Origin of the sequence: Enterobacter dykesii (assembly GCF_008364625.2) — a bacterium.
GTDB classification, from domain to species: domain Bacteria; phylum Pseudomonadota; class Gammaproteobacteria; order Enterobacterales; family Enterobacteriaceae; genus Enterobacter; species Enterobacter dykesii.
Window position 1 is genome coordinate 2,546,289 of record NZ_CP126604.1, and the last position, 25,733, is coordinate 2,572,021.

The 25,733-nt window shown below is 58.6% G+C and carries 17 protein-coding genes and 2 tRNA genes; 7 read left to right on the forward strand and 12 right to left on the reverse strand.

All coding sequences use genetic code 11. The features are described 5' to 3' along the window. Window positions 1–75 precede the first annotated feature (75 nt). The 3 genes from galU to rssA all read right to left on the reverse strand — a co-directional run bounded on the left by galU (window position 76) and on the right by rssA (window position 3,192). Complete coding sequence (gene galU / locus F0320_RS12275; protein WP_008502780.1) at window positions 76–984, reverse strand: UTP--glucose-1-phosphate uridylyltransferase GalU; 909 nt, start codon at window positions 982–984, stop codon at window positions 76–78. Window positions 985–1,184: 200 nt separating this feature from the next. After that, the gene (rssB, locus tag F0320_RS12280) at window positions 1,185–2,198 is read right to left on the reverse strand and encodes a two-component system response regulator RssB (protein WP_126328757.1); all 1,014 of its coding nucleotides are present in this window, start codon (window positions 2,196–2,198) and stop codon (window positions 1,185–1,187) included. A gap of 91 nt (window positions 2,199–2,289) precedes the next feature. Further along, window positions 2,290–3,192: a patatin-like phospholipase RssA gene (rssA, locus tag F0320_RS12285; RefSeq protein ID WP_126328758.1), complete on the reverse strand. Its 903-nt coding sequence runs from the start codon at window positions 3,190–3,192 to the stop codon at window positions 2,290–2,292. Window positions 3,193–3,306: 114 nt separating this feature from the next. Here rssA and F0320_RS12290 point away from each other — a divergent pair, with 114 nt between their 5' ends. The 4 genes from F0320_RS12290 (at window position 3,307) to F0320_RS12305 (ending at window position 5,015) form a co-directional block, all read left to right on the forward strand. Continuing rightward, the gene (locus F0320_RS12290) at window positions 3,307–3,765 is read left to right on the forward strand and encodes a YchJ family protein (protein ID WP_126328759.1); all 459 of its coding nucleotides are present in this window, start codon (window positions 3,307–3,309) and stop codon (window positions 3,763–3,765) included. 46 nt (window positions 3,766–3,811) lie between these two features. Continuing rightward, on the forward strand, window positions 3,812–4,654 hold the full coding sequence (gene purU, locus F0320_RS12295) for a formyltetrahydrofolate deformylase (protein ID WP_126328760.1): 843 nt from the start codon (window positions 3,812–3,814) through the stop codon (window positions 4,652–4,654). 156 nt (window positions 4,655–4,810) lie between these two features. Further along, window positions 4,811–4,895: transfer RNA gene (locus F0320_RS12300), tRNA-Tyr, on the forward strand. 35 nt (window positions 4,896–4,930) lie between these two features. Beyond that, window positions 4,931–5,015: transfer RNA gene (locus F0320_RS12305), tRNA-Tyr, on the forward strand. A 108-nt stretch (window positions 5,016–5,123) separates the two neighbouring features. Here the strand turns inward: F0320_RS12305 and F0320_RS12310 are convergent. Beyond that, the gene (locus tag F0320_RS12310; protein WP_047651165.1) at window positions 5,124–5,567 is read right to left on the reverse strand and encodes an Lrp/AsnC family transcriptional regulator; all 444 of its coding nucleotides are present in this window, start codon (window positions 5,565–5,567) and stop codon (window positions 5,124–5,126) included. 107 nt (window positions 5,568–5,674) lie between these two features. Between F0320_RS12310 and F0320_RS12315 the strand changes: the two genes are divergently transcribed. Continuing rightward, window positions 5,675–6,571, forward strand: a complete 897-nt coding sequence (locus tag F0320_RS12315; RefSeq protein WP_126328810.1) for a DMT family transporter — start codon at window positions 5,675–5,677, stop codon at window positions 6,569–6,571. On the opposite strand, the gene narI is transcribed toward F0320_RS12315, so the two are convergent. The 5 genes from narI to F0320_RS12340 form a co-directional block, all read right to left on the reverse strand. Continuing rightward, window positions 6,568–7,245, reverse strand: coding sequence for a respiratory nitrate reductase subunit gamma (gene narI / locus F0320_RS12320; protein ID WP_047651167.1), 678 nt, complete (start codon window positions 7,243–7,245; stop codon window positions 6,568–6,570). The genes F0320_RS12315 and narI overlap by 4 nt on opposite strands. Continuing rightward, window positions 7,245–7,955 (reverse strand): nitrate reductase molybdenum cofactor assembly chaperone, encoded by a 711-nt coding sequence (gene narJ, locus F0320_RS12325; protein ID WP_039263578.1) that lies wholly within the window; start codon window positions 7,953–7,955, stop codon window positions 7,245–7,247. Before narJ ends, narI begins: the two co-directional genes overlap by 1 nt. Beyond that, on the reverse strand, window positions 7,952–9,487 hold the full coding sequence (gene narH / locus F0320_RS12330; protein ID WP_023312109.1) for a nitrate reductase subunit beta: 1,536 nt from the start codon (window positions 9,485–9,487) through the stop codon (window positions 7,952–7,954). Before narH ends, narJ begins: the two co-directional genes overlap by 4 nt. After that, a complete protein-coding gene (locus tag F0320_RS12335; RefSeq protein WP_126328762.1) occupies window positions 9,484–13,227 on the reverse strand; it encodes a nitrate reductase subunit alpha in 3,744 nt (1,247 codons plus the stop codon). The genes narH and F0320_RS12335 overlap by 4 nt, the downstream gene beginning before the upstream one ends. Before the next feature lie 382 nt (window positions 13,228–13,609). After that, window positions 13,610–15,007, reverse strand: a complete 1,398-nt coding sequence (locus tag F0320_RS12340) for a NarK family nitrate/nitrite MFS transporter (RefSeq protein WP_149323982.1) — start codon at window positions 15,005–15,007, stop codon at window positions 13,610–13,612. A 309-nt stretch (window positions 15,008–15,316) separates the two neighbouring features. Here F0320_RS12340 and narX point away from each other — a divergent pair, with 309 nt between their 5' ends. Both narX and narL read left to right on the forward strand, forming a co-directional pair. Next, the gene (gene narX / locus F0320_RS12345; protein ID WP_126328764.1) at window positions 15,317–17,113 is read left to right on the forward strand and encodes a nitrate/nitrite two-component system sensor histidine kinase NarX; all 1,797 of its coding nucleotides are present in this window, start codon (window positions 15,317–15,319) and stop codon (window positions 17,111–17,113) included. Next, on the forward strand, window positions 17,106–17,756 hold the full coding sequence (gene narL / locus F0320_RS12350; RefSeq protein ID WP_008499531.1) for a two-component system response regulator NarL: 651 nt from the start codon (window positions 17,106–17,108) through the stop codon (window positions 17,754–17,756). The genes narX and narL overlap by 8 nt, the downstream gene beginning before the upstream one ends. 3 nt (window positions 17,757–17,759) lie before the next feature. On the opposite strand, the gene F0320_RS12355 is transcribed toward narL, so the two are convergent. Genes F0320_RS12355 through nirB form a run of 3 tightly spaced genes read right to left on the reverse strand, consistent with a single transcriptional unit; the run spans window position 17,760 to window position 25,722 of the window. Further along, window positions 17,760–19,166, reverse strand: coding sequence for a YchO/YchP family invasin (locus tag F0320_RS12355; protein ID WP_126328765.1), 1,407 nt, complete (start codon window positions 19,164–19,166; stop codon window positions 17,760–17,762). A 47-nt stretch (window positions 19,167–19,213) separates the two neighbouring features. Beyond that, window positions 19,214–21,739, reverse strand: coding sequence for a nitrate reductase (locus tag F0320_RS12360; protein ID WP_126328766.1), 2,526 nt, complete (start codon window positions 21,737–21,739; stop codon window positions 19,214–19,216). Continuing rightward, window positions 21,736–25,722, reverse strand: a complete 3,987-nt coding sequence (nirB, locus tag F0320_RS12365; protein ID WP_149323983.1) for a nitrite reductase large subunit NirB — start codon at window positions 25,720–25,722, stop codon at window positions 21,736–21,738. The genes F0320_RS12360 and nirB overlap by 4 nt, the downstream gene beginning before the upstream one ends. Between the last annotated feature and the right edge of the window lie 11 nt (window positions 25,723–25,733).

The following is a 25,733-nucleotide window of genomic DNA, read 5'->3' on the forward strand; positions in this document are numbered from 1 at the left end:
GGTTTCAGAAGTGTTTAGGGCATAAAAAAACCGGTGGGCAGCGCCTCACCGGTTTCGGACATATGTAACCGTGGCTTATTTCTTAATACCTACGCTCTCTTTGAGCCAGGTTTTAAATTCTTCACCAAGAGTATTGTGGCGAATACCATATTCAACGAACGCCTGCATATAACCAAGCTTATTACCGCAGTCATGGCTCTTACCTTTCATATGGTAAGCCTCAACGGTCTCTTTCTCGATCAGCATATCAATGGCATCCGTCAGCTGAATCTCATCACCCGCTCCTGGAGGCGTTTTAGCCAGCAGAGGCCAGATTTCAGCGCTCAGGACATAGCGACCTACAACGGCCAGGTTTGAAGGCGCTACGTCGGCTTTAGGCTTCTCTACCACGCCAACCATTGGCACGCTTTCGCCCGGCTCAAGGTTAACGCCTTTGCAGTCAACCACACCGTATGCCGTCACGTCTTCAACAGGCTCAACCATAATCTGGCTGCTACCGGTTTCGTCGAAACGTTTGATCATCTCTGCCAGGTTATCCTGGGAAAGATCGGATTCGTATTCGTCCAGAATTACGTCAGGCAGAATTACCGCTACAGGCTCATCACCTACAACAGGATGTGCACACATAACAGCGTGGCCCAGACCTTTAGCCAGGCCCTGACGAACCTGCATAATGGTAACGTGTGGCGGGCAAATAGACTGAACTTCTTCTAACAGCTGACGCTTAACACGTTTTTCCAGCATGGCTTCAAGTTCAAAGCTTGTATCGAAATGGTTTTCGATAGAGTTTTTAGATGAATGCGTAACCAGCACAATTTCGGTGATGCCGGCTGCGATACATTCATTAACGACATACTGGATTAATGGCTTATCAACCAGAGGCAGCATCTCTTTAGGAATTGCCTTAGTTGCTGGTAACATCCTGGTCCCCAATCCCGCTACCGGGATGACGGCCTTTCTGACTTTCGAATTTAGGGCAGCCATTCAAATTCTCCTGAGCTGTTCAAGTTTTGAACTTTTATGCAATAAATAACGCGTTGAGTATATCAGCCTCGCCCCGCAGTCCGGGTCTGAAAAGAACGCGTTGCCGATCAATTAGGACAAATACGCATGAATCTGGGCAGCGATAGTAGCACTCCCCGTAAAACACAGGTAAAGCAATCTTAAAATTAAGATCCAATTGCTTATTCCGTGGACAACATTAAGCGTAGCCGTCCCCCGGCGCCCCAAATTTGGCACTGCCAGGAGGAACAGCGGTGGCTAATTTGATTAAGATAAGCCGTGCCCAATGTCCCAAGCGGCACACCGTTACTCACCTCAATATGATGTTCACCGGTATTCAGTGAAGCGTTGAGACCTGCTGAGACGAGGATCAGATTTTTTAAACCGCTGTGGTAATAGCCGACCAGCAGCGGGAACTGTCCAGGTAAATTGGCCTGACGAAAAAGCTGGTTTACCTGTTTGAGTAAACTGCCTAACTCCGGCAGCCGTTGTCCCTGATGCGATAACTGTTCCTGCAACAAACCATTAAATAGCGCGCGAAGAAGCAACGCGGCTAATACGCCATTATCCCCCGCACGGGTGACATCCAGAGAATAAAACGCAAGGTCGGAATCAGATAATGGTGCGATATCCAGCACGAGTCCCGGCTGGTCAGCCGCCACTAGCTGGCGATAATTTACGCGGCAATGTGAAATAGTTTGCTGTACAGGCGGCTGAAGTTCTTGCAACAGTTTCGCCGCAGCTGGAGGATCACTCACCAGGGCATCCCAGTCCTGGAAAAGACGCTCCTCTTCCTCTACCCGGGAATTAAACATATTCGGATAAAGGCACGCTAAGACCGTTTCTCGCAGCCGGTTCAGATCCTTGACCGGTTTAAGCAGAATATCCTGTACGCCAAGACGCAATGCTTTGGCGATATCCGCCATATTCTCTGTGGCAGAGATCACCAGAATCGGCGTCTGGTTACCTTCGTTACGCAGATGTTCAACCAGCTTCAGTCCATTCATGCGCGGCATCGCAATGTCGCAAATCATCAAATCGGGCGTAATGCTGATCATTTTTTCCAGGGCGTCGATACCATCTTCAGCCAGTGAAGTGATGGCTCCCAGCGATGATAACCACGAATCCAGTAGCGATCGGAAAACGGGCTCGTCTTCAACAATCAAAATGTGTTTTCCGGCCAATGGCTGCGTCATGGTTCCTCCCCTGGCTGACAGTAACTAAATAGTGGCATGCGATCGGCACTATCGCCTGTCAGATTTTGCTGAAGTAGTCAAAAAAAGGTGCTTAACGTGCGGTCTGCACAAAAGGCAACAATTCGTCCATTTTCTTTTCGACGGCTAACGAGCCCGCTGCGATGGCGGCCTCAGCCCTATGGAAATCAAGAGTAGAGATTTGCGGACAGTACGGCTGAATAAGAATATCCGGAGGGTCGCCTGCCATACGATTGCGCTTGAGGCGATTCTCCAGAACCTGGATTGACGTGGTCATGATTTCTATCGCCGTCGGCGCGGCAACCGAGCGTCGCGCAGCCATACGCCCGATTCTGCCGCGCAGGCGCTCATGCCAGGCCAGTTTCTCGCCCTCGGCATCTTCGCTCTGGAGATTGACCGGCATGAGGTCCTGTTGCATCAGGTGGGCGTCGTGCTGCAGGTCGACGGCAATCACGATATCCGCCCCCATTGCACGAGTCAGAGAGATGGGAACCGGGTTCACGACGCCCCCGTCGACAAGCCAGTAACCGTTGTGTGGGACAGGTGCCATGAGCCCCGGCATGCTGCAGGAGGCGCGCACGGCAAGATGGATATCCCCTTCGGTTAACCACAGTTCGCGTCCCGTGCTGAGGTTCGTCGCGACGGCGCCGAAGGGCATCTGACAATCCGTGAAGTCTTCGAGAGGCATAACCTGACGGAACTGGTTAAAGACGCGTTCGCCGCGCAACAGCCCGCCACGCTGCCACGAGAGGTCCATCAGACGCAGGACGTCCCAGTAGCTGAAGGAACGCACCCATGTCTCAAGTTCAGGAAGCTTCCCGCACGCGTAAGCGGAGCCGACAAGCGATCCTATTGAACACCCTGCGACAATATCTACGCCAATGCCCATCTTGTTTAAGGCATTAATCACGCCGATGTGTGACCATCCCCGGGCTGCACCTGAGCCCAGCGCCAGTCCAATTTTTACCTTTCTCATTAGCCCTGTTTTACTTCCCCTGGATTCCTGACATAGCGTCAACGCAACAGCTCAGTTAACATAGTGCTACCCGAAGCGTTTTACGCCTTTATTTTTTGTTCCAGGAAGAGAATCGTGTCTCAACTCTGCCCTTGTGGTAGCGCTCTGGAGTATAGCCTATGTTGCCAGCGATATCTGTCTGGCGATCAGGTTGCACCAGACCCGTCACACCTCATGCGTTCACGTTACACTGCTTTTGTGATCAAAGACGCAGACTACCTGATTAAAACCTGGCATCCCTCCTGCCACGCTGCCGAATTCAGACAGGACATCGAAGCCGGCTTCGCGAACACGCAGTGGCTCGGCCTTACCGTCTATGATTCCGCAACGGGCAGTCACGTTGATGAAGGTTACGTCAGTTTTGTCGCCCGTTTTAACGAGAATAATAAACCGGGGGCCATTATCGAGCGTTCCCGGTTCTTAAAGGAAAGCGGGCAGTGGTATTATATTGACGGAACACGCCCACAGTTTGGTCGTAACGATCCCTGCCCGTGTGGTTCAGGTAAAAAATTTAAAAAGTGTTGCGGGCAGTAATGCCTGACAACCCAGACTTCGCAAATACAAACAGGATTTCCCGGCGATGCAATCATTACAACGTAAAGTTCTGCGCACCATCTGTCCCGATCAAAAAGGGCTGATCGCACGAATTACCAACATTTGCTACAAACATGAACTGAATATCGTGCAGAACAACGAGTTCGTTGACCACCGTACCGGCCGCTTCTTTATGCGTACTGAACTCGAGGGTATTTTCAACGACACCACCCTGCTTGCCGATCTCGACAGCGCGCTTCCGGAAGGCTCCGTGCGCGAACTGACCCCAGCCGGTCGACGCCGCATCGTGATCCTGGTGACCAAAGAAGCACACTGTCTTGGCGACCTGCTGATGAAAGCAAACTACGGCGGTCTGGACGTGGAAATAGCTGCCGTTATTGGCAACCATGAGACGCTGCGCACGCTGGTCGAGCGTTTTGATATTCCGTTTGAGCTGGTCAGCCATGAAGGCCATACCCGCGAAGAGCACGACGATCTGATGGCCCGGGCCATTGAAGCGCATAACCCGGACTACGTGGTGCTGGCGAAATATATGCGCGTGTTAACGCCATCCTTCGTGGCGCGTTTCCCGAACAAGATCATCAACATTCACCACTCGTTCCTGCCGGCCTTTATTGGCGCGCGTCCCTACCACCAGGCCTACGAGCGCGGCGTGAAGATCATCGGTGCGACCGCACACTACGTGAATGACAACCTGGATGAAGGTCCAATCATCATGCAGGACGTGATTCACGTGGACCATACCTACACGGCCGAGGACATGATGCGTGCAGGGCGTGACGTTGAGAAGAACGTGCTGAGTCGTGCGCTGTATCAGGTGCTGGCGCAGCGTGTCTTTGTCTACGGCAACAGAACCATCATTCTTTAATCTTTCGGAAAATGAATTGATTAGCTTTGCACCTTTACGGATAAAAAGCAGGCAAACAGCTTCATTTACCTAAAGGAATGCTTTACAGGGGCGTCTCATTTGATATGATGCGCCCCGCTTCCAGCAGGAAGCAGGCCAGTAAAAGCATTACCCCGTGGTGGGGTTCCCGAGCGGCCAAAGGGAGCAGACTGTAAATCTGCCGTCATCGACTTCGAAGGTTCGAATCCTTCCCCCACCACCATCTCTCAGCACGACCTCAAAATTTGAATTACCCCTGGTGGGGTTCCCGAGCGGCCAAAGGGAGCAGACTGTAAATCTGCCGTCATCGACTTCGAAGGTTCGAATCCTTCCCCCACCACCATCACTTTCAAACGACTCCAAACCTTACGTGCGCACCATGCATCATGCATTTCCGTAACGGGGAAGCCTTCGTAGGCGCGGCCGCCACCCGGCGACAGAAGCCAGAAGTTTACATCGGCGGCAAACGACGCTTCACCGGTGAACTTTTCACAATCGACGTATTGCACTGGGCATGCTCCGCCAGGCCGTCCAGCAGCACATCCAGTTGCTCTATCGAGCGCACCACCAGCCTAATCACAAAGCAATCTTCCCCGGTGACTTTGTCGCTCTCAATACACTCCGGCATCGCCTGAATGTATTTATCCACCTTATGCAACAGCCCCGGCAAAGGCCGCACGCGCACCAGCGCCTGCAGGGTATACCCCAGCGCTGCCAGATTCACCCGTGCGCCATACCCCTGAATCACGCCGCGCTCTTCCAGCCTCTTCAGGCGTTCTGCCGTGCTGGGGGACGTCAGACCGATGCGTCCGCTGAGCACCTTCAACGACATGCGCGCATCCTCGACCAGACAGGCTAAAATTTGCCGATCGATATCATCGATAAGGTATTCCATTCTTTTCACCTAATTTTTAAAAGTGATTTCTTCCTTCAACCTTATATCAATCCTGTAAAACCCGACAGCGATTTTCGACAATAGGGTCATTAATCAGGAGGTGGATGATGCGTGATTTACAAAAAGGCGTCGGGCAGATGAGCCTGGCGATGTTAATTTCCGGCTCTATCGGCGCGTTTGTTTTGCTCAGCGGTCTGCCGGTGACGGAAGTGGTGTTCTGGCGCTGCCTTATTGGGGCAATAGCGCTTTTCATTTTTATCCGGGTAAGTCAAAAACCCTTTAGCCCCCTCACCCGTACTACTCTACTGCTGGCTATTCTCGGCGGCGTAGCGCTCGTGGTGAACTGGCTGCTGCTCTTCGCGGCCTATGAACGGATCTCGATTGGCCTTTCGACCGTGGTGTATAACACCCAGCCGTTTATGCTGGTCCTGATGGGGATGTTTTTAGGCGAGCGCGTCAGCCTGGTGAAATGGGGCTGGCTATTCCTCGCCTTTGGCGGCGTGGTGATCTTGCTCTCCAGCGAGCTGACCGGCGCGCACGGCGGTGAATGGCTCGCCGGAATCGGTCTGGCGATGGCCGCGGCTTTCTTCTACGCGGTCACGGCCATTATTGCCCGTAAACTCAGATCCGTTGCGCCGCAGCATATTGCCTTTATCCAGGTGCTGGCGGGCGTCGTGATGCTTTTGCCGTTTGCCAGCATGCCGTCATTTTCCGGTGATTTTCCCTGGCCTACCCTGCTGACGCTGGGCATCGTCCATACCGGCATTATGTACCAGCTGCTCTACAGCGCTATCCAGAAGCTGCCTACGCCCATTACCGGCTCCCTGTCGTTTATCTATCCGGTGGTGGCGATCGTTGTCGATAATCTGGTGTTCGGACACTCGCTGAACCTGACCCAGCTGGCGGGCGGCGCGCTGATCCTGTTTGCTGCCGCGGGCAATAACCTGGGCTGGGGCGAAAAAAAACCCCGCGAGTGCGGGGTTGGTATCAAAACGACGAATTAGCGGCGGGCGCGCACAATCTGGTATTTGCGCGTCAGGTACTCCACCGGCGCGCTCCAGATATGCACCAGACGAGAGAACGGGAACAGCACAAACAGCGTCATACCCAGCACAAGGTGAACGCGGAAGATAAACGCCACGCCGTCCAGGTGCGCGGAGGCTCCGCCGTGGAAGGTCACCACGGACTGTGCCCACCCCACCAGCTTCATCATTTCGCTGCCGTCCATATGCTGCGCCGAGAACGGAATGGTCAGCAGGCCCAGCGCACACTGCACCATCAGCAGGGAGAGGATCAGGATGTCCGCTGCGGTCGTGGTCGCACGCACGCGAGGGCTGAACAGACGACGTTTCAGCAGCAGCAGGCCTCCCACCAGAGTCATCACGCCGCAGGCACCGCCGGCGATCATCGCCATCTTCTGCTTCACCTCAATCGGTAGCCACGCTTCATACATCCAGTGCGGCGTCAGCATCCCGAGGAAGTGACCGGCAAAAATCCCCAGAATACCGATGTGGAACAGGTTAGAGCCCACATGCATCCCTTTGCGGTCCAGCATCTGGCTGGAGGCCGCACGCCAGCTGTACTGGCCGTAGTCGTAACGCAGCCAGCTTCCCACCAGGAACACGGTGCCCGCGATATACGGGTAAATGTCAAAGAAGAACATATTCAGGAAGTGCATTAGTGCCGTCCTCCGTTAGAGATATTCAAATATTGCGGGGCAACCGCGCCGGCAAAGCGACGCTGGTGAGCGGAGATTTCAGACTCGCCGCAGTTCTGGTCAGCAAAGAATTTCACCTGCTCTTCTTCCCAGACCGCATCCAGCGCCTGTGGGGTATCGTCGCGGGCTTCATCCGCGATTTTCTCCGCCACTTTTTCACTGTCGACCGCGGCGTTGGCCAGCTTCACCAGCAGATCGAACAGCACCGCATAGCGGCTCTCGCGCTGCTGAAGACGCGCGCCGAGCAGCGCCAGGATCGGCGCGATGTCCTGCAGACCGCCCAGCGCCTCCTCTTTCGGCAGCTGCGCCAGGTACTCCAGATAGAGCGGCAGATGGTCCGGCAGTTCGCGGCTGTCGAGCTGCAGGCCGTGCTGTTCATACTGGGCCATCAGGTCCACCATCGCCTGACCGCGGTCGCGGGATTCACCGTGGACGTGTTCAAACAGCAGCAACGAGGTCGCACGCCCCCGGTCAAACAGCTGGCTGTAGTCCGACTGGGCATCCAGAAGGTCGCGCGCCAGCAGATCGCGGAGGAAAACGCCAAGCCGCTGGGCATCGTCTTTATCCAGGTTTTCAGATGACGCGAGTGCATCAAAGAGTTCCTGCTGATGCTGCGCAAGCGCAGCATCCGGGTACTCGAGCAGACGCGAAACAATGACGAGTTCAATCATTGGTGCGGCTCCGTTTTGCTGGTCACATCCATGGCATCGATGCGGCGGCTGTTGAACAGGTTAAATTTGCTGTCTGACCCGTGGCAACCGTCGCCAAAGGTAAAGCCACAGCCATTTTTTTCCGGGAAGGCTTCCCGCGCCAGCTCACGGTGGCTGCTCGGCACCACGAAACGGTCTTCGTAGTTGGCAATCGCCAGATAGCGGTACATCTCCTGCGCCTGCGCTTCGGTCAGACCGACCTCTTCCAGCGCGCGGGTATCGGTCACGCCGTCTACGGTTTCCGCACGTTTGAAGTGACGCATCGCCAGCATACGCTTAAGCGCGAGCAGTACCGGCTGGGTATCCCCGGCGGTCAACAGGTTCGCCAGGTACTGAACCGGAATGCGCAGGCTTTCAACGTCCGGCAGGATGCCGTTGCTGCCCAGTTCGCCCGCATCAGCCGCGGACTGAATCGGCGACAGCGGCGGTACGTACCAGACCATCGGCAGGGTACGGTATTCCGGGTGCAGCGGCAGCGCGAGCTTCCAGTCCATTGCCATTTTGTACACCGGTGACTGCTGCGCCGCGTCAATCACGCTCTGCGGCACGCCGTCCTTCAGCGCCTGCTCAATCACCTTCGGATCGTTCGGATCGAGGAACACGTCCAGCTGACGCTGATACAGATCCTTCTCGTGCTCGGTGCTGGCGGCGTTTTCAATCGCGTCCGCGTCATACAGCAGCACGCCGAGGTAGCGAATACGGCCTACGCAGCTTTCTGAGCAGACGGTCGGCATTCCGGCTTCAATACGCGGGTAGCAGAAGATGCACTTCTCAGACTTGCCGCTCTTCCAGTTGAAGTAGATCTTTTTGTACGGGCAGCCGGTGATGCACATACGCCAACCGCGGCACTTGTCCTGGTCGATCAGCACGATGCCGTCTTCTTCACGCTTGTAGATGGCGCCGCTTGGGCAGGTCGCCACGCACGCCGGGTTGAGACAGTGCTCGCACAGGCGCGGCAGATACATCATGAAGGTATTTTCGAACTGACCGTACATCGCCTTCTGCATGTTCTCGAAGTTCTGGTCTTTGGCGCGCTTCTCGAACTCGCCGCCCAGAATCTCTTCCCAGTTTGGACCGCTGGTAATTTTGTCCATGCGCTGACCGGTGATCAGCGAGCGAGGACGGGCGATCGGCTGGTGCTTGCTTTCCGGCGCGTTGTGCAGGTTCTGGTAGTCGTAGTCAAACGGCTCGTAGTAATCGTCGATGCCCGGCAGGTGCGGGTTAGCGAAGATTTTACCCAGCAGCATCGCGCGGTTACCCATGCGCGGCTGCAGCTTGCCGTTGATTTTACGGATCCAGCCGCCCTTCCACTTCTCCTGGTTTTCCCAGTCGGTCGGGAAGCCGGTGCCCGGCTTGCTTTCCACGTTGTTGAACCAGGCGTACTCCATACCTTCGCGGCTGGTCCAGACGTTTTTACAGGTGACCGAGCAGGTATGGCAGCCGATGCATTTATCCAGATTCAGCACCATGCCGACTTGTGAACGAATTTTCATTTTACGCTCTCCTGTACCTGGTCATTACCTTCGCCGTCTAACCAGTTAATGTTCTTCATCTTACGTACCACCACGAACTCATCGCGGTTCGATCCAACGGTGCCGTAGTAGTTAAAGCCGTAGGCCAGCTGCGCATAGCCGCCGATCATGTGGGTCGGCTTCGGCGTAATGCGGGTCACGGAGTTGTGGATCCCGCCGCGCTGCTCGGTAATTTCTGACCCCGGCAGGTTAACGATGCGTTCCTGCGCGTGATACATCATGGTCATCCCGGCCGGTACGCGCTGGCTCACCACCGCACGCGCCGTCAGGGCACCGTTGCTGTTGAACACTTCGATCCAGTCGTTATCTTCGATCTCCAGGTCTTTGGCGTCCGTTTCGCTCATCCAGACAATCGGACCGCCGCGAGACAGGGTCAGCATCAGCAGGTTGTCGCTGTAGGTGGAGTGAATGCCCCATTTCTGGTGCGGCGTCAGGAAGTTCAGCGCCTTCTCCGGGTTACCGTTCGATTTCGCGCCCATCACGGCTTTCACGGAGCGGGTGTCGATTGGCGGACGGTAGACCAGCAGGCTTTCACCGAAGTCGCGCATCCACTGGTGATCCTGATACAGCGACTGACGGCCTGACAGGGTGCGCCATGGGATCAGCTCGTGAACGTTGGTGTAGCCCGCGTTATAAGACACGTGCTCATCTTCCAGGCCTGACCAGGTCGGGCTGGAGATAATCTTGCGCGGCTGCGCCTGAATATCGCGGAAGCGGATTTTCTCTTCCTCTTTATTCGTCGCCAGGTGCGTATGGTCGCGACCGGTAAACTCGCTCAGTGCCGCCCAGGCTTTCACCGCCACGTGGCCGTTGGTTTCCGGGGCCAGGGTCAGGATCATCTCTGCCGCATCAACCGCCGTGTTCAGCATGGGCTGGCCTTTCGCCGGGCCGTCCGCTTTGGTGTAGTTGAGCTTGCGCAGCAGATCCATTTCGCTCTGGGTGTTCCAGGCGATCCCTTTCCCGCCGTTACCGATTTTCTCCATCAGCGGGCCGATAGAGGTAAAGCGCTCGTAGGTTGCCGGATAGTCGCGTTCAACCGGAATAATGTGCGGCGCGGTTACGCCCGGGATCAGGTCACATTCACCTTTTTTCCAGTCCTTCACGTCCAGCGGCTGCGCCAGTTCGGCGGCGGAGTCGTGCTGAATTGGCAGGGTCACCACGTCGGTCTCTTTGCCGAGGTGCCCAACGCAAACTTCGGAGAATTTCTTCGCGATGTCTTTGTAGATATCCCAGTCGCTTTTCGATTCCCACGCCGGGTCAACGGCCGCGGACAGCGGATGAATAAACGGATGCATATCCGAGGTATTCATGTCGTCTTTTTCGTACCAGGTCGCGGTTGGCAGCACGATGTCGGAGTACAGGCAGGTGCTGGACAGACGGAAGTCGAGCGTCACCACCAGATCCAGCTTGCCGTCGAGACCGTTATCTTTCCACTCCACCTCTTCCGGCTTCACGCCGCCCTGCTTGCCGAGATCTTTCCCCTGGATACCGTTTTCGGTACCGAGCAGGTATTTCAGCATGTACTCGTGGCCTTTACCGGACGAGCCCAGCAGGTTGGAACGCCAGATGAACAGGTTACGCGGATGGTTTTTACCGTTCTCCGGCTGTTCAGCCGCGAAGCGGATGGAGCCATCCTTCAGGGATTTCACGGTGTAATCCACCGGTGACATGCCCGCCTGCTTCGCCGCTTCCGCAATACGCAGCGGGTTAGTGCCCAGCTGTGGCGCAGACGGCAGCCAGCCCATGCGCTCGGCGCGCACGTTGAAGTCAATCAGGTGGCCGCTGTAGCGGGATTTATCCGCCATCGGCGACAGTAGCTCCTGCGCGGTGACCGTTTCGTAGCGCCACTGGCTGGAGTGGTTATAGAAGTAGGAGGTGCTGTTCATGTGACGTGCCGGACGCTGCCAGTCGAGGGCAAACGCCAGCGGCTGCCAGCCGGTCTGCGGACGCAGTTTTTCTTGGCCGACGTAGTGTGCCCAGCCGCCGCCGCTCTGACCGACGCAGCCGCAGAAGATCAGCATGTTGATCAGACCGCGATAGTTCATATCGAGGTGATACCAGTGGTTCAGACCCGCACCGACGATGATCATCGAACGGCCGTGCGTTTTGTCCGCGTTTTCAGCGAACTCACGGGCGATACGGGTAATGTGCGCGCGTGGCACACCGGTGATCTGTTCCGCCCATGCCGGGGTGTAGGCCTTCACGTCGTCATAGCCGGTTGCGCAGTTTTCATCGCCCAGACCGCGCTCCAGACCGTAGTTCGCCATGGTCAGGTCATAAACGGTGGTGACCAGCGCGGTAGAACCGTCGGCCAGCTGCAGGCGCTTAACCGGCAGCTTGTGCATCAGAACGTTTTTCAGTTCGACCTTGTTGAAGTGCTCGGAACCTTCGCCGCCGAAGTACGGGAACCCGACCTCGGCGATCTCGTCCTGGCTGCCCAGCATGCTCAGGCGAAGCTCCGTCTCTTCGCCGGTGGTGCCGTTGCGTTGCTCAAGGTTCCACTTGCCCTTCTCGCCCCAGCGGAAGCCGATAGAGCCGTTTGGCGCCACCAGCTCGCCGTTGCTGTTATACGCAACGGTTTTCCACTCAGGGTTATTTTCCTGGCCCAGCGAATCCACCAGATCGGCCGCGCGCAGCGTGCGGCCCGCGGCATAGTAGCCCTCACGCTCTTCCAGCATCACCAGCATCGGCATGTCGGTGTAGCGGCGAACGTAGTCGGTGAAGTACTGGCTTGGCTTATCGAGGTGGAATTCACGCAGCATGACGTGTCCCATCGCCATCGCCATCGCGGCGTCGGTACCCTGTTTCGGCGCCAGCCACAGATCGCAAAGCTTGGCGATTTCCGCGTAATCAGGGGTGACCGCCACGGTTTTAGTGCCTTTGTAACGGACTTCGGTAAAGAAGTGCGCGTCCGGCGTGCGGGTCTGAGGAACGTTTGAGCCCCAGGCGATGATGTAGCTGGAGTTGTACCAGTCCGCAGACTCCGGCACGTCGGTCTGCTCGCCCCAGGTCTGCGGAGACGCAGGCGGCAGGTCGCAGTACCAGTCGTAGAAGCTCAGGCAGGTACCGCCGATCAGCGACAGATAGCGCGCCCCGGAGGCGTAAGAGACCATCGACATCGCCGGGATAGGCGAGAAGCCCGCCACGCGGTCAGGACCGTAGGTTTTAACGGTGTAGACGTTGGAGGCGGCAATCAGCTCGTTTACCTCTTTCCATGAGGAGCGAACGAAACCACCGCGACCGCGAGCCTGCTTGAAGCTTTTTGCTTTGTCCGCGTCTTCGATGATGGACGCCCAGGCATCAACCGGATCGCTGTGCTGCGCTTTCGCCTCACGCCACATTTTCATCAGGCGCTTACGCATCAGCGGGTATTTCAGACGGTTGGCGCTGTAGAGATACCAGGAGTAGCTGGCACCGCGCGGGCAGCCGCGCGGTTCGTGGTTTGGCATATCCGGGCGGGTGCGCGGATAGTCGGTCTGCTGCATTTCCCAGGTCACCAGACCGTTTTTAACGAAAATCTTCCAGCTACATGAGCCAGTACAGTTCACGCCGTGGGTCGAACGGACGACTTTGTCATGCTGCCAGCGCTGGCGGTAACCGTCTTCCCAGTCCCGGTTGGTATCCAGAACCTGGCCGTGCCCATCGGCAAAAGTTTCACCCTTCTGTTTGAAGTAGCGAAACCGGTCCAAAAATTTGCTCATCGGGTATCTCCTGTGTGGAGCCTGTGGCTCTCTAAATCGACATTGCTGATTTGTAGCGAAGGTAACGCCCTGAAAGAGGGGGAGAATTGATAACGATCAAGACGAGGAGGGACTTTCCGGGGTGGGGCTACACCAAATACCACCAAAGCGGTATCCTCAAAAATTTCATATCACCATGAAATATATAATTATTTTTATTTTATCGTACAAAAAGCCAGTCAAAATTTAACCTCTCAGGTATTAAGGGGTAGACCTACCTGCAAAGCGATGGCGATCGCAGTGCCGCCGCAGGCGTCTACCGTAAAAGCCGTGAGTATGTTGTAACTATTATTCAGGCTAAAAAAAAACGCGGCCCGAAGGCCGCGTAAACGGATAATCACACTTACTTATTTTTCTTGGTATTTCGGCCATATACCAGCCACGTAATCACAACGCAGGCGATATAGAAGACGAGGAAGACTTTCATGGCACCGGCCGGAGAGCCGGTCAGGTCCAGAGAGATACCGAACGCTTTCGGGATAAAGAAGCCGCCAATCGCGCCGATGGCAGAGATAAAGCCCAGCGCCGCGGCCGTATCCGTCGCCGCTTCGCGCATGGCCTGCTCTTCGCTCCCGCCCTGCGCCTTCACGCGATCCATCGTCAGCTTACGGAAGATCACGGAGATCATCTGGAAGGTAGACGCACTCCCGAGCCCGGCCGTCAGGAACAGCACCATAAACACGCCGAAGAAGGCGATGAAGTTACCGCCCTGTCCGTCAGCGGGCAGCGTCAGGAACAGCAGCGCGCAGAAGACCGCCATCACGACGAAGTTCACCAGCGTCACGCGGGTACCGCCGAGACGGTCAGAGACCATACCGCCCAGCGAACGCGCCAGGGCACCGATAAACGGTCCGAAGAAGGCGAATTGCAGGATCTGAATCTCCGGAAACTGGGTTTTCGACAGCATCGCGAAGCCCGCCGAGAAGCCGATAAACGAACCGAAGGTGGCCAGATACAGCAGTGCCATCACCCAGAGGTGTCCGCGCTTCAGCACCGGCAGCTGTTCGCTCAGCGACGCCTTCGACGCGGACAGGTCGTTCATAAAGAACCAGGCTGCGAGGGTGAAGACCACCAGGAAAGGTACCCAGATCCAGGCGGCGTTCTGCAGATAGAGGGAAGAACCATCCGCCTGCTCAACGCCACCGCCGCCAAAGGCCGCGAAAATAGAAACGGAGATCGCCAGCGGGGCAATGAGCTGCATCACGCTGACGCCCATGTTCCCCAGGCCGCCGTTAATGCCCAGCGCACCGCCCTGCTTCGCTTTCGGGAAGAAGAAGCTGATGTTCGCCATGCTGGAGGCGAAGTTCGCGCCCGCAAAACCGCACAGCAGGGAGATAATCACGAACACGCTGAACGGCGTAGAGGTATCCTGCACCGCGAAGCCGAGCCAGACGCAGGGAACGATCATGATACCCGTACTGAACGCCGTCCAGCGACGACCGCCAAACACCGGCACCATAAACGCGTAAGGTACCCGCAGCAGCGCGCCTGACAGTGACGGCAGCGCGGTCAGCATGAACAGCTGATCGGTCGTAAACGTAAACCCGACTTTGGGCAGGTTGACCGCCACCGCGCTAAACAACATCCATACGCAAAACGCTAATAACAAACACGGCACGGAAATCCACAGATTCCGGCTTGCTACACGATGGCCGCGCTGTTGCCAGAACGCCGGATCCTCTGGACGCCAGTCTGTAATAACGGCACCCTTTTCCCTTTCGGGAGCGGATGAGTGACTCATAGACACCTCTGATTCTCGAATGATGCTGCAAACATTAGGGTTTTAGGGCGGCGGTAAGTTGATATAAATCAAAGGAAAAGTGGGAGGATTTGCGGCGTAAAATAAAGCCTCACCCTTAGTGAGTAGGCTAATTCGGTGAAAAAGACGTGGTTTTTCACGGCACTGACGATTCCAGACTACCCCCACCTCCTTCCCCCTACTCCGTTGGCAATTTAGGGGTAATCCTTTATTGGTATGGGTATACTCCAGGGTATGCACCAGAATAGCGCCATTCCTGCAAGCAGGCCACGTCAGGAGCACGCCACCTCTATGTTAAAAAGATGTTTATCTCCGCTGACGCTCGTGAATCAGCTCGCTCTGATTGTTTTGCTGTCCACCGCCATCGGCGTGACCGGCATGGCGATCTCCGGCTGGCTGGTACAGGGAGTACAGGGTAATGCGCATGCCATCAACGAGGCAGGCTCGCTACGCATGCAGAGTTATCGCCTGCTGGCGTCGGTTCCCCTGACGCAGGACGATCGGCCCCTGATTGATGAAATGGAGCGCACGGTCTTCAGCCCCGAACTGGAAAACGCCGCCATCCGCGCCGGTCAGCAATCCCAGCTTAAAGCCCTTCAGGGCTACTGGCACACCCAGCTGCAGCCAGGGCTGAAACAGGCGCGCAGCACGGAAACCGTTGCGCAGGACGTGGCGGGGTTCGTCTCACGCATCGATGCGCTGGTCTCCTCTTTCGACCAAACCACAGAATTACGCATTGACCGGGTGGTGATGGTGCACCGCGCCATGGCGCTGTTTATGGGGCTGCTGCTGATCTTCACCATCGTCTGGCTCCGCGCGCGGCTGCTGAACCCGTGGAAACAGCTGCTGGCGATGGCCCGCGCGGTGACCGCACGCGATTTTACCCAGCGCACGCACATCAGTGGGCGCAACGAGATGGCCATGCTCGGCCAGGCGCTCAACACCATGTCGGCAGAGCTCTCCGAGAGCTACTCGGTGCTGGAACAGCGCGTTCAGGAAAAAACGGCCGGGCTGGAGCAGAAAAACGAGATCCTTTCCTTCCTGTGGCAGGCCAACCGTCGTCTGCACATGCAGGTACCGCTATGCGAACGTCTCTCTCCGGTGCTGAACGGCCTGCAAAATATGACCCTGCTTCACGACCTTGAGCTGCGCGTCTACGACGTGGAAGACGAAGATAACCATCAGGAATTTACCTGTCAGTCGGATATGTCCTGCGATGACAAAGGCTGCCATCTTTGCCCTCGCGGCCTGCCGCCGCTGACGTCCGGCGGCACCACCCTGAAGTGGCGCCTGACCGACAGCCACACCCAGTACGGTATTCTGCTGGCAACGCTGCCAGCCGGGCGTCACCTGAGCCACGACCAGCAGCAGCTGGTTGATACGCTGGTCGAACAGCTAACGGCCACGCTGGCGCTCGACAGGCATCAGGAAAAGCAGCAGCAGCTGATCGTCATGGAAGAGCGCGCGACCATCGCCCGCGAGCTTCACGACTCGATCGCCCAGTCGCTCTCATGTATGAAAATGCAGGTGAGCTGCCTGCAGATGCAGGATGCAGAGATGCCCGAAAGTAACAAGCAGCTGCTTAGCCAGATCCGCAACGAGCTGAACACCTCCTGGATACAGCTTCGCGAGCTGCTGACTACCTTCCGTCTGCAGCTGACCGAGCCGGGCCTGCGTCCGGCGCTGGAGGCCAGCTGTCACGAATTTAGCGCCCGGCTGGGGTTCCCGGTGAAGCTGGACTACCAGCTGCCGCCGCGGTTTGTCCCCTCCCACCAGGCCATACATGTACTGCAGATCGCCCGTGAAGCGCTGAGCAACGTGCTTAAGCATTCCGGCGCGACGGCGGTAACGGTCACCGTCAGCCAGCACAACAATCAGGTGAAGCTCACGGTTCACGACAACGGCCGCGGCGTGCCGGAAAATGCCGAACGCACTAACCACTATGGTTTAATTATTATGCGAGACCGCGCCCAAAGCCTGCGCGGTGATTGCCAGGTTCGCCGGAGAGAGACGGGTGGCACGGAAGTTGTGGTCACCTTTATTCCCGAGAAACCGCTTACAACTGCTCAAGGAGAAACCCATGACTAATCAGGAACCGGCATCCATCCTGCTGATCGACGACCATCCGATGCTGCGTACTGGCGTGAAACAGCTGGTCAGCATGGCGCCCGATATCACCGTGGTTGGCGAAGCCAGCAACGGTGAACAGGGTATTGAGCTTGCCGAATCCCTCGATCCCGACCTGATCCTGCTCGATCTGAATATGCCCGGCATGAACGGTCTGGAAACCCTCGACAAGCTGCGGGAAAAATCGCTTTCCGGGCGCATCGTTGTCTTTAGCGTGTCAAACCATGAAGAGGATGTGGTCACGGCGCTGAAGCGCGGCGCGGATGGTTATCTGCTCAAAGATATGGAGCCGGAAGACTTGCTTAAGGCGCTGCAGCAGGCCGCGGCAGGCGAGATGGTTCTCAGCGAAGCCTTAACGCCGGTGCTGGCCGCCAGCCTGCGCGCCAACCGCGCCACCTCTGATCGCGACGTCAGCCAGTTAACCCCGCGCGAGCGCGATATTCTTAAACTCATTGCCCAGGGGCTGCCGAACAAAATGATCGCCCGCCGCCTGGACATCACCGAAAGCACGGTCAAAGTACACGTGAAGCATATGCTGAAGAAAATGAAGCTCAAATCCCGCGTTGAAGCTGCGGTGTGGGTGCATCAGGAACGCATTTTTTAAGGATTACTCCTCCGGCAGAAGCTTCCAGCGCGGGTCGTTGTCCGGTAACGCGACCAGCGGCTGCACGACGGTCAGCACGATCTCATTGGACGAGACGCGTTGGCCCTTCTCATCTTCCACCACCGCCGACAAGTGCCAGCGGTTTGTCGCCCCTTCACTGTCATCCCAGGCAGGCATAATCACGCTCCAGCCGTGACTGCTGTTGCTTTTGGGCGGCGACGTCAGGCTCAGCGCCTGCGTATCCCCCTGCCAGTGGATCTGACGAATGCCGTGCGTGCTGCGAACCTGAAGCTTCAGCATAACGGTCTCGCCCCCTTTCAGATCCCACGGCGGCGTCGCCAGCCAGACGGACAGCGTTTTACGCTGGCGGAACTCCATCACCGGCAGGCTATTGCGCTCCGGCGAGTCGTAGCGGCTTCCGCGCAGGGAGCGCGTGGCGGCGACTTCACCGGCGGAAAGCTGCTTCACCAGCGGCACGCCAAAACGATAGTTGAGCTTCAGCCCGAGGTTATTCTGGCTCGCGCCACTTTCGCCCTGCTTGTGCGCGGCGGTCAGTGTGACCAGCGGTACGGGGGTATAGTTAAGCCCCAGATTCACCGCCACCGGATTGTGATAGCCGGTTCCGCTGTTGAAGAGATCGACGTTATCGCCGAAGTATTGCTCGAAGCTCACGCTGGTATTCAGATGATGGAACCACGGCAGCCAGGCTTTCGCGGTGACGTCATAGCCGCGCGCCATCCGCTGCTCCTGGACGTCAGAGCGGTCGCGCCAGCCGGCAAAGGGCTGATAATAGTTTGCTGACAGGCGCAGATTTTCCCCCCACGCTTCTGCACCCAGCCCGGCACGCTGCAGGTTTTCGTCCAGCAGGTTATCGTAAAAGGTGTTGTAACCCAGCAGCCATTTCCCGGCGATCCAGCGCTGACCGATTCCAGCGTTACTCACCAGACCATCCGTCTGCTGGGTCAGGCCAAGCTGGCTCCAGCTCAGATAACGGTTGTTATCGTTCCAGGGGATAAACCAGCTCCCGCTGCTGCCGTTAAATTTGCCATCGTTATCCACCAGTAGGTTCACGCTGGCGTTCCCCCAGGGCGAAAGCCAGGACTCAATCTGCTGGTTCACTTCGCCGCTCACCGCGTCGCGCACCTGGCCAAACGCAAACTGACGCGCCTGCTCGCCCGTTGTCAGGCCGTTGTCGGTCATGCTGGCCTCACCGAAGGCTTTCGCCATTTCGGCCAGGTGTTTTTCCCCCTCGCCCGTTGGCGCCGCCATGCCGAGGTCGGGTAAACTATCCCCATTATTATCAAAGGGATTTTGCGCCTGCTGCATAAAGGAATTCGGCGCACCGTGAACGGCTCCGACCGTAACAAGGGAGAGTAATAACAGCAAACGAATGCGGGACGATACAGCCATCAACGTCGTAAATAAGAACCTGTGTTTATGAATAAACTCCTATTATGTTAACGCGATAAGCCTTGAAATGCAGTTCTGGCGGACATTTCAGGATTATCCTGAAACAGCCCTTTCAGCTCCGGCACGCAGGAGCCACAGTTCGTACCACAGCGCAGCGTCGCCCCCAGCGCGGTGACGGAATCACATCCGCCGACGATCGCCTCCCTTATCGTATTCTCTCCGACGCTGAAACAGCTGCAGATGATGCGTCCCGGATCAGCCGCCTTCCCGACGCTCTGTCCGTTCAACAAGGCGTGGCGTTCTGCGAGAAGCACGGGTGGGGAATGAAAAGCGGCTTCAATCACCGCATGCGCCAGCGCCCTTAACGCGGTGCCCTCCCAGAAGCCCAGCATCAGCCGGCCTTCATGCCAGGCCAGCACGCTGCTGCGTTCACCGGTTTGCGCAACCTGCAGCTGCCAGCCCTGAGCGCTGGCGTATTCCATTACCCACGACAGCAGCGGTTGATCGCCCGCCACCGTCAGGCGTGAGGCTTTACGCCACCAGTAAGCCGAAGAGGGCATTTCCGGCCATTCCCGGGCATAGAGTTCCCCCTGCCAGGCGGGCTGCCAGGGCAGGATCCTGACGGCGGTTTGTTTACTCTCCGGCTGGCCCGAAACCGGATCGCAGCGCCCTTCCACCAGCGCATTCACCTTTCCCTGGCGGGCAAACCCGGCGTTCCAGTGCATCGGGGCAAACGCCTCGCCTTCCCGTATCCCGTCGCTGATGCGCACTCTTGCCACCATCACGCCGCGCGGCGAGCTGATGCGCGCCAGCTGGCCGTCGCACAGGGAAAAGCGAACGGCGTCTGCGGGGCAAATCTCAACAAACGGTTCGGCGATATGCTGCATCAGCCTCGCCACGTATCCCGTTCGGGTCATGGTATGCCACTGATCGCGGATGCGCCCCGAGTTGAGAATCAGCGGGTATAACGCGCTGACCGTCGCGCCGTGCGACAGAGGGTTAACGGGAACGATGTTTCGGCACGGGAAATCCCCCGTCGGCCACTGCCAGGGCTCAAGCTGATCCCACTCCTCACGGGTTAGCGCAGCCAGTTCATGAAGATTCAATGCCCGCGCGCCGTCATTTTCAAAGGCCGTCAGCGCCGCATGTTCGCAAAAAATCTCGTGCGGATGTTGCCAGGTAAAGGCCTCGCCGTAGCCCAGCCGTTTCGCCATCTGGGCGACGATCCACCAGTCCGGCTTCGCCTCGCCCGGCGCGGGCAGAAACGCGCGCTGGCGCGAAATGCGCCGCTCGGAATTGGTCACCGTGCCGTCCTTCTCTCCCCAGCCCAGCGCCGGAAAACGGATATGGGCGAATCGGCTGGTGTCGGTATCCTTCATCACCTCAGAGATCATCACCAGCGGGCAGCTCGCCAGCGCCTGACACACCGCGTGGCTGTCCGGAAGCGACACGGCGGGGTTAGTGCCCATGATCCACACCGCCTTCACCTCGCCGCGGGGAATGGCGTCAAACAGCTCCACCGCCATCAGGCCCGGCGTCTGCGCCAGCCGTTCCGTTCCCCAGAAACGCGCCACCCGCGAGAGGTCGTCCGGCTCAAAGTTCATGTGCGCCGCCAGCTGGTTCGCCAGCCCGCCCACTTCCCGTCCGCCCATCGCGTTTGGCTGTCCGGTCAGCGAAAACGGGCCGCAGCCCGGACGGTTGAACTTCCCGCTGGCAAGATGAACGTTAATGATGGCGTTACACTTGTCGCTGCCGCTGGCGGACTGGTTGATCCCCATCGTGTAGAGCGTAATCGCGCGATGCGCGGTGACAAACCAGTCGTAAAAGGTAGCAATCTCCTCTGACGGAAGGTCGCAAAACGCCGCCACGCGGGCAATCGGCCACTCCTCATCACCCTGGATCAGATTGAGTAACCCGACAAACAGCCCGGCGTCGCTGCCGGGGGCGAGCGCCAGATGCAGATCGGCTATATCGCAGGTGGCGGTGCGGCGCGGGTCAATCACCACCACCTTCATCTGCGGATTGCTGTGCTTTGCCTGCACCAGCCGCTGATACAGCACCGGATGCGTCCAGGCCGCGTTCGAGCCAGCCAGCACCACCAGATCGCTGTTTTCCATATCCTCGTAGCCGCACGGCACCACGTCTTCACCAAAGGCGCGCTTGTAGCCCACCACCGCCGAGGACATGCAGAGCCGGGAGTTGGTATCGATGTTTGCCGCACCGATAAACCCTTTCATCAGCTTGTTGGCGGCATAGTAATCTTCGGTTAACAGCTGGCCGGAGGCGTAAAACGCCACCGCCTGCGGCCCCCATTTATCGATAATCTCCCGCAGGCGCTCCCCTGCCGCGTTCAGCGCCTGCGCCCAGTCCACCTCAAGGCCGTCAACGACCGGGCGCAAAAGCCGCCCCTGTAACCCCGTCGTTTCCCCCAGGGCCGATCCTTTCACGCACAGGCGGCCCAGGTTCGCAGGATGGGTTTCATCTCCCCGAACGCTGACCGCTTCACCTTCCACGCGGGCGACCACGCCGCAGCCCACCCCGCAATAGGGGCACGTTGTCCGGGTTTCCGTCATGAGGCCTCCGCACGCATCATCAGGGCATCATTTCCAACCCACACTTTGCCATTTTCAATTTTCACTGGCCAGGCGCGCACCGCGGGTTCGCCGTTCTCTACCTGACAGCCGTCGCGCAGGCGAATGCGCTGCTTGTAGAGCGGTGAAATCACCACCGGCTCGCCCGCCGCATCGCCAAGAATGCCGCGTGAAAGCACGTTCGCATCGCCGCCCGGCTCCCGATCGTCGAGGGCGTAAACGGTTTTGCCAAAGCGGAAGAGCGCAATCGGCTTACGTCCAAGCCGCGCGCCGATGCCCGCCTGCTCGGGGATATCGTCGATGCCGCAAATTTCCTGCCAGCGCTTGCTTTCATCCGGCGCGGTGTCGTTCACCGTCGTGCGGAACAGCGCCAGGCGGTTGGGATCGCTGAGCGTGGTCTGCCATTCGCACTGGTAGGTTTCCACCACCCGGGCCATCTCCTGCTCCAGCTCGTGGGCGATGCCGAGGCTGTCGTTGAGGATCACCTCCCGCAGATAGTCGAGACCGCCTTCCAGGTTGTCCATCCAGGTGCTGGTGCGCTGCAGGCGATCCGCCGTGCGGATGTAAAACATCAGGAAACGGTCGACGGTGCGGATCAGCGTTTCGTCGTCCAGATCGCTGGCGAAGAGATCCGCGTGGCGCGGCTTCATCCCGCCGTTGCCGCACAGGTAGAGATTCCAGCCCTTATCGGTGGCGATGACCCCCACGTCTTTACTCTGCGCCTCGGCGCACTCGCGGGTGCAGCCTGAGACCGCCATTTTGATTTTGTGCGGCGCGCGCAGGCCCTTGTAGCGGTGCTCCAGCCGGACCGCGAGGCCGGTGGAGTCCTGCACGCCGTAGCGGCACCAGGTCGACCCGACGCAGGATTTCACCGTGCGCAGGGATTTCCCGTAGGCGTGTCCGGTTTCAAAACCGGCCTCCACCAGCGCCTGCCAGATTTCTGGCAGCTGTTCGAGGGTGGCGCCAAACAGGTCGATACGCTGTCCGCCGGTGATTTTGCTGTACAGGCTGTAGCGTTTCGCAATCTGCCCGATGGCAATCAGCCCGTCGGCCGTCACTTCCCCTGCGGGCATGCGAGGCACGATGGAGTATGTGCCGTCCTTCTGGATGTTGGCGAAGTAGCGGTCGTTGGTGTCCTGCAGCGGCAGGTGCGCCGGTTTCAGCAGATACTCGTTCCAGCAGGAGGCGAGTACCGACCCCACCAGAGGCTTGCAGATCTCGCATCCGTGCCCCTGTCCGTAGCGGCTAATCAACTGGTCGAAAGTGCGGATATGGTTGACCCGCACGAGGTGGTATATCTCCTGGCGCGAGTACGGGAAGTGCTCGCAAATGTCCTTTTTCACCTCCACGCCCTGCTCCGCAAGCTGGAACTCCATCACCTGCTTCACCAGCGCGCTACATCCCCCGCAGCCGGTCGCCGCTTTGGTGCACTGCTTAACGGCGCCGATATCCGCCGCGCCCGCGCTCACCGCCCGGCAGATGTCGCCCTTACTGACGTTATGACACGAACAGATCTGCGCGCTTTCCGGCAGCGCCGCCACGCCCAGCGCTTTTGGCGCGCTGCCTGACGACGCGGGTAAAATGAGCGTTTCCGGCTCTTTCGGTAGGGCTATCCCGTTGAGCATCATCTGCACCAGCGTGGCGTACTCGCTGGCATCGCCCACCAGCACGCCGCCGAGCAGCGTTTTACCGTCGTGGCTGACCACGATTTTCTTGTAGACTTGCTGCGGGCCGTGCGTCCACTGGTAGCTCAGCGCCCCCGGGGTGCGCCCGTGCGCGTCGCCGAACGAGGCCACGTCCACGCCGAGCAGCTTGAGCTTAGTGCTCATATCCGCGCCGGTGAAGGTTTTATCCTCACCCGCCAGCGCGGCGGCGGCCACCCGCGCCATCTGATAGCCGGGCGCGACCAGTCCGAAGATTTTCCCCTCCCACAGGGCGCATTCGCCGATGGCCAGCACGTCCGGATCGGAGGTCTGGCAGCCGTCGTCAATGCAGATCCCGCCGCGTTCGCCGATAGCCAGCCCGCTGCTGCGCGCCAGCGCGTCCTGCGGACGAATGCCCGCCGAAAAGACCACCATGTCCGTTTCCAGCTGTTCGCCATCGGCAAAGCGCAGTACCAGCCCGCCGTCCGCGGTGGCGATCTCCGTCGTGGCTTTACTGGTGTGAACGCCGACGCCCAGCGCCTCGATTTTCTTGCGCAGCATCGCCGCGCCGTCGCTGTCGAGCTGGACCGCCATCAGGTTGGGCGCAAACTCCACCACGTGGGTTTCCAGCCCGAGCTGCTTCAGGGCATTCGCCGCCTCCAGTCCGAGCAGGCCGCCGCCTATCACCACGCCGCGGCGCGAGCCCGCCGCATGTGCAGCAATGCTGTCCAGGTCGTCAAGGGTGCGGTAGACAAAACAGCCCGGCAAGTCGTTGCCCGGCACGGGTGGAACGAACGGGTATGAGCCGGTCGCCAGCACCAGCTTGTCCCAGTGGGTCTCATGCCCGCTGGCGGTGCGCACCACGCGCGCGTCGCGATCGATAGCGACGATCTGCTGCGACAGGCGCAGCTCAATGCCGCTGTCGGCAAAGAAATCCCCCTCCACCAGCGAGAGCGACGCCGCGCTGCGGCCGCCAAAATATTCCGACAAATGCACGCGGTCGTAGGCGGCATAGCGCTCCTCGCCAAAGACGACGATCTGATACTGCTGATGCAGATTGCGCTTAACGCAGTCTTCGAGGAAATGATGGCCGACCATACCGTGCCCAACCACCACCAGAGTAGGTTTTGTCATAGCATTCTGTCCTGCAACCTGCGGTTGCGTAGTGAAACGATCGAACAGCCAGTCCGCGTGGGCGGGCGCAGCCGTTGCCAGTAAATCGGTAAACGTTGCCGCGCTGCGGCAGTCGCCCATCAGCAGCGCGCCAGCCAGCGCCCCCTGATGGATCAATAAACGACGATAGTGACGGGTCAGCGGATCCCATGCGCTCCAGACCACGTCGCCCTCCTGCTCCGCCGCGCGACCGAGGCTGAACAGCTCCACGCCCGTCACCTTGAGGCGCATCCCGCTGTCGGTCAGGGTAAACGGCGCGGTAGCGTCCCCGGCCAGCCGCGCGGCGAGGATTTCCGCCTGCGCCAGGCAGGGGGCGACCAGGCCAAACGTCTGCCCGTCAATTTCGCAGCACTCGCCGATGGCGTAGACGTTCGGTTCGGAGGTTTGCATCTGGTGATCCACCACGATGCCGCGCGCGCAGCGAATGCCGCTGGCCTGCGCCAGCGCGACGCTGGGCTGCACGCCGGTCGCCAGCACCACGCGCAAGGCGGCGACGCGGCGTCCGTTGAGCAGCGTCACGCTATTTCCGCCCACCGCTGCGATGCCTGAGGCGAACTCACAGCGCACGCCCCGCGCCGCCAGCGCCTCTTCCAGCAGCATTCCCGCCTGCCGATCCAACTGCTGCTCCATCAGCCACGGGCCGCGATGAACAAGCGTGACGTTGTCACCTGATCGCGCCAGCGCCGCCGCCGTCTCAACCCCGAGCACGCCGCCGCCCAGCACCACCGCCGGACCGGCGATCGCCCGAATGGCCCGCGTATCCTCCAGGGTGCGGAACGTGAACACATGCGGCGCATCGCAGCCGGGGATTGGCGGAATAAAGGGCGTTGATCCGGTGGCAAACACCAGCGCATCCCAGCCCAGCGTGCGGGCGGTGGTTTGCACTTCCCGCGCGTCCACGTTCACGGCGATCGCCTTTTCGCCCCGCAGCACCGTCACGCCGCGTTCCTGGTACCAGTCGTCATCCTGAAGGGAGATGTCTGCAGCCTGCTTTTCACCGCCCAGCACCGGCGAAAGCTGGATACGGTTATAGGCATGCTCCGGCTCGTCACCGATGACGGTGATTGCGAAACAACCGGCAGCACGCGCGGTGAGCGAGGCAATAAGCCGCGTGGCCGCCATGCCATTTCCGATAATGACCAGTCGCATCAAAGCCCCCT

What these genes read in the sequence shown, in the direction of transcription:
- galU (WP_008502780.1), bottom strand. Translation starts at nt 984, where the DNA reads ATGGCTGCCCTAAATTCGAAAGTCAGAAAGGCCGTCATCCCGGTAGCG.
- nirB (WP_149323983.1), bottom strand. Translation starts at nt 25,722, where the DNA reads ATGCGACTGGTCATTATCGGAAATGGCATGGCGGCCACGCGGCTTATT.
- F0320_RS12315 (WP_126328810.1), top strand. Translation starts at nt 5,675, where the DNA reads ATGCGTGATTTACAAAAAGGCGTCGGGCAGATGAGCCTGGCGATGTTA.
- purU (WP_126328760.1), top strand. Translation starts at nt 3,812, where the DNA reads ATGCAATCATTACAACGTAAAGTTCTGCGCACCATCTGTCCCGATCAA.
- narX (WP_126328764.1), top strand. Translation starts at nt 15,317, where the DNA reads ATGTTAAAAAGATGTTTATCTCCGCTGACGCTCGTGAATCAGCTCGCT.
- narJ (WP_039263578.1), bottom strand. Translation starts at nt 7,955, where the DNA reads ATGATTGAACTCGTCATTGTTTCGCGTCTGCTCGAGTACCCGGATGCT.
- narL (WP_008499531.1), top strand. Translation starts at nt 17,106, where the DNA reads ATGACTAATCAGGAACCGGCATCCATCCTGCTGATCGACGACCATCCG.
- F0320_RS12340 (WP_149323982.1), bottom strand. Translation starts at nt 15,007, where the DNA reads ATGAGTCACTCATCCGCTCCCGAAAGGGAAAAGGGTGCCGTTATTACA.
- narH (WP_023312109.1), bottom strand. Translation starts at nt 9,487, where the DNA reads ATGAAAATTCGTTCACAAGTCGGCATGGTGCTGAATCTGGATAAATGC.
- F0320_RS12335 (WP_126328762.1), bottom strand. Translation starts at nt 13,227, where the DNA reads ATGAGCAAATTTTTGGACCGGTTTCGCTACTTCAAACAGAAGGGTGAA.
- F0320_RS12360 (WP_126328766.1), bottom strand. Translation starts at nt 21,739, where the DNA reads ATGACGGAAACCCGGACAACGTGCCCCTATTGCGGGGTGGGCTGCGGC.
- F0320_RS12310 (WP_047651165.1), bottom strand. Translation starts at nt 5,567, where the DNA reads ATGGAATACCTTATCGATGATATCGATCGGCAAATTTTAGCCTGTCTG.
- F0320_RS12355 (WP_126328765.1), bottom strand. Translation starts at nt 19,166, where the DNA reads ATGGCTGTATCGTCCCGCATTCGTTTGCTGTTATTACTCTCCCTTGTT.
- rssB (WP_126328757.1), bottom strand. Translation starts at nt 2,198, where the DNA reads ATGACGCAGCCATTGGCCGGAAAACACATTTTGATTGTTGAAGACGAG.
- rssA (WP_126328758.1), bottom strand. Translation starts at nt 3,192, where the DNA reads ATGAGAAAGGTAAAAATTGGACTGGCGCTGGGCTCAGGTGCAGCCCGG.
- narI (WP_047651167.1), bottom strand. Translation starts at nt 7,245, where the DNA reads ATGCACTTCCTGAATATGTTCTTCTTTGACATTTACCCGTATATCGCG.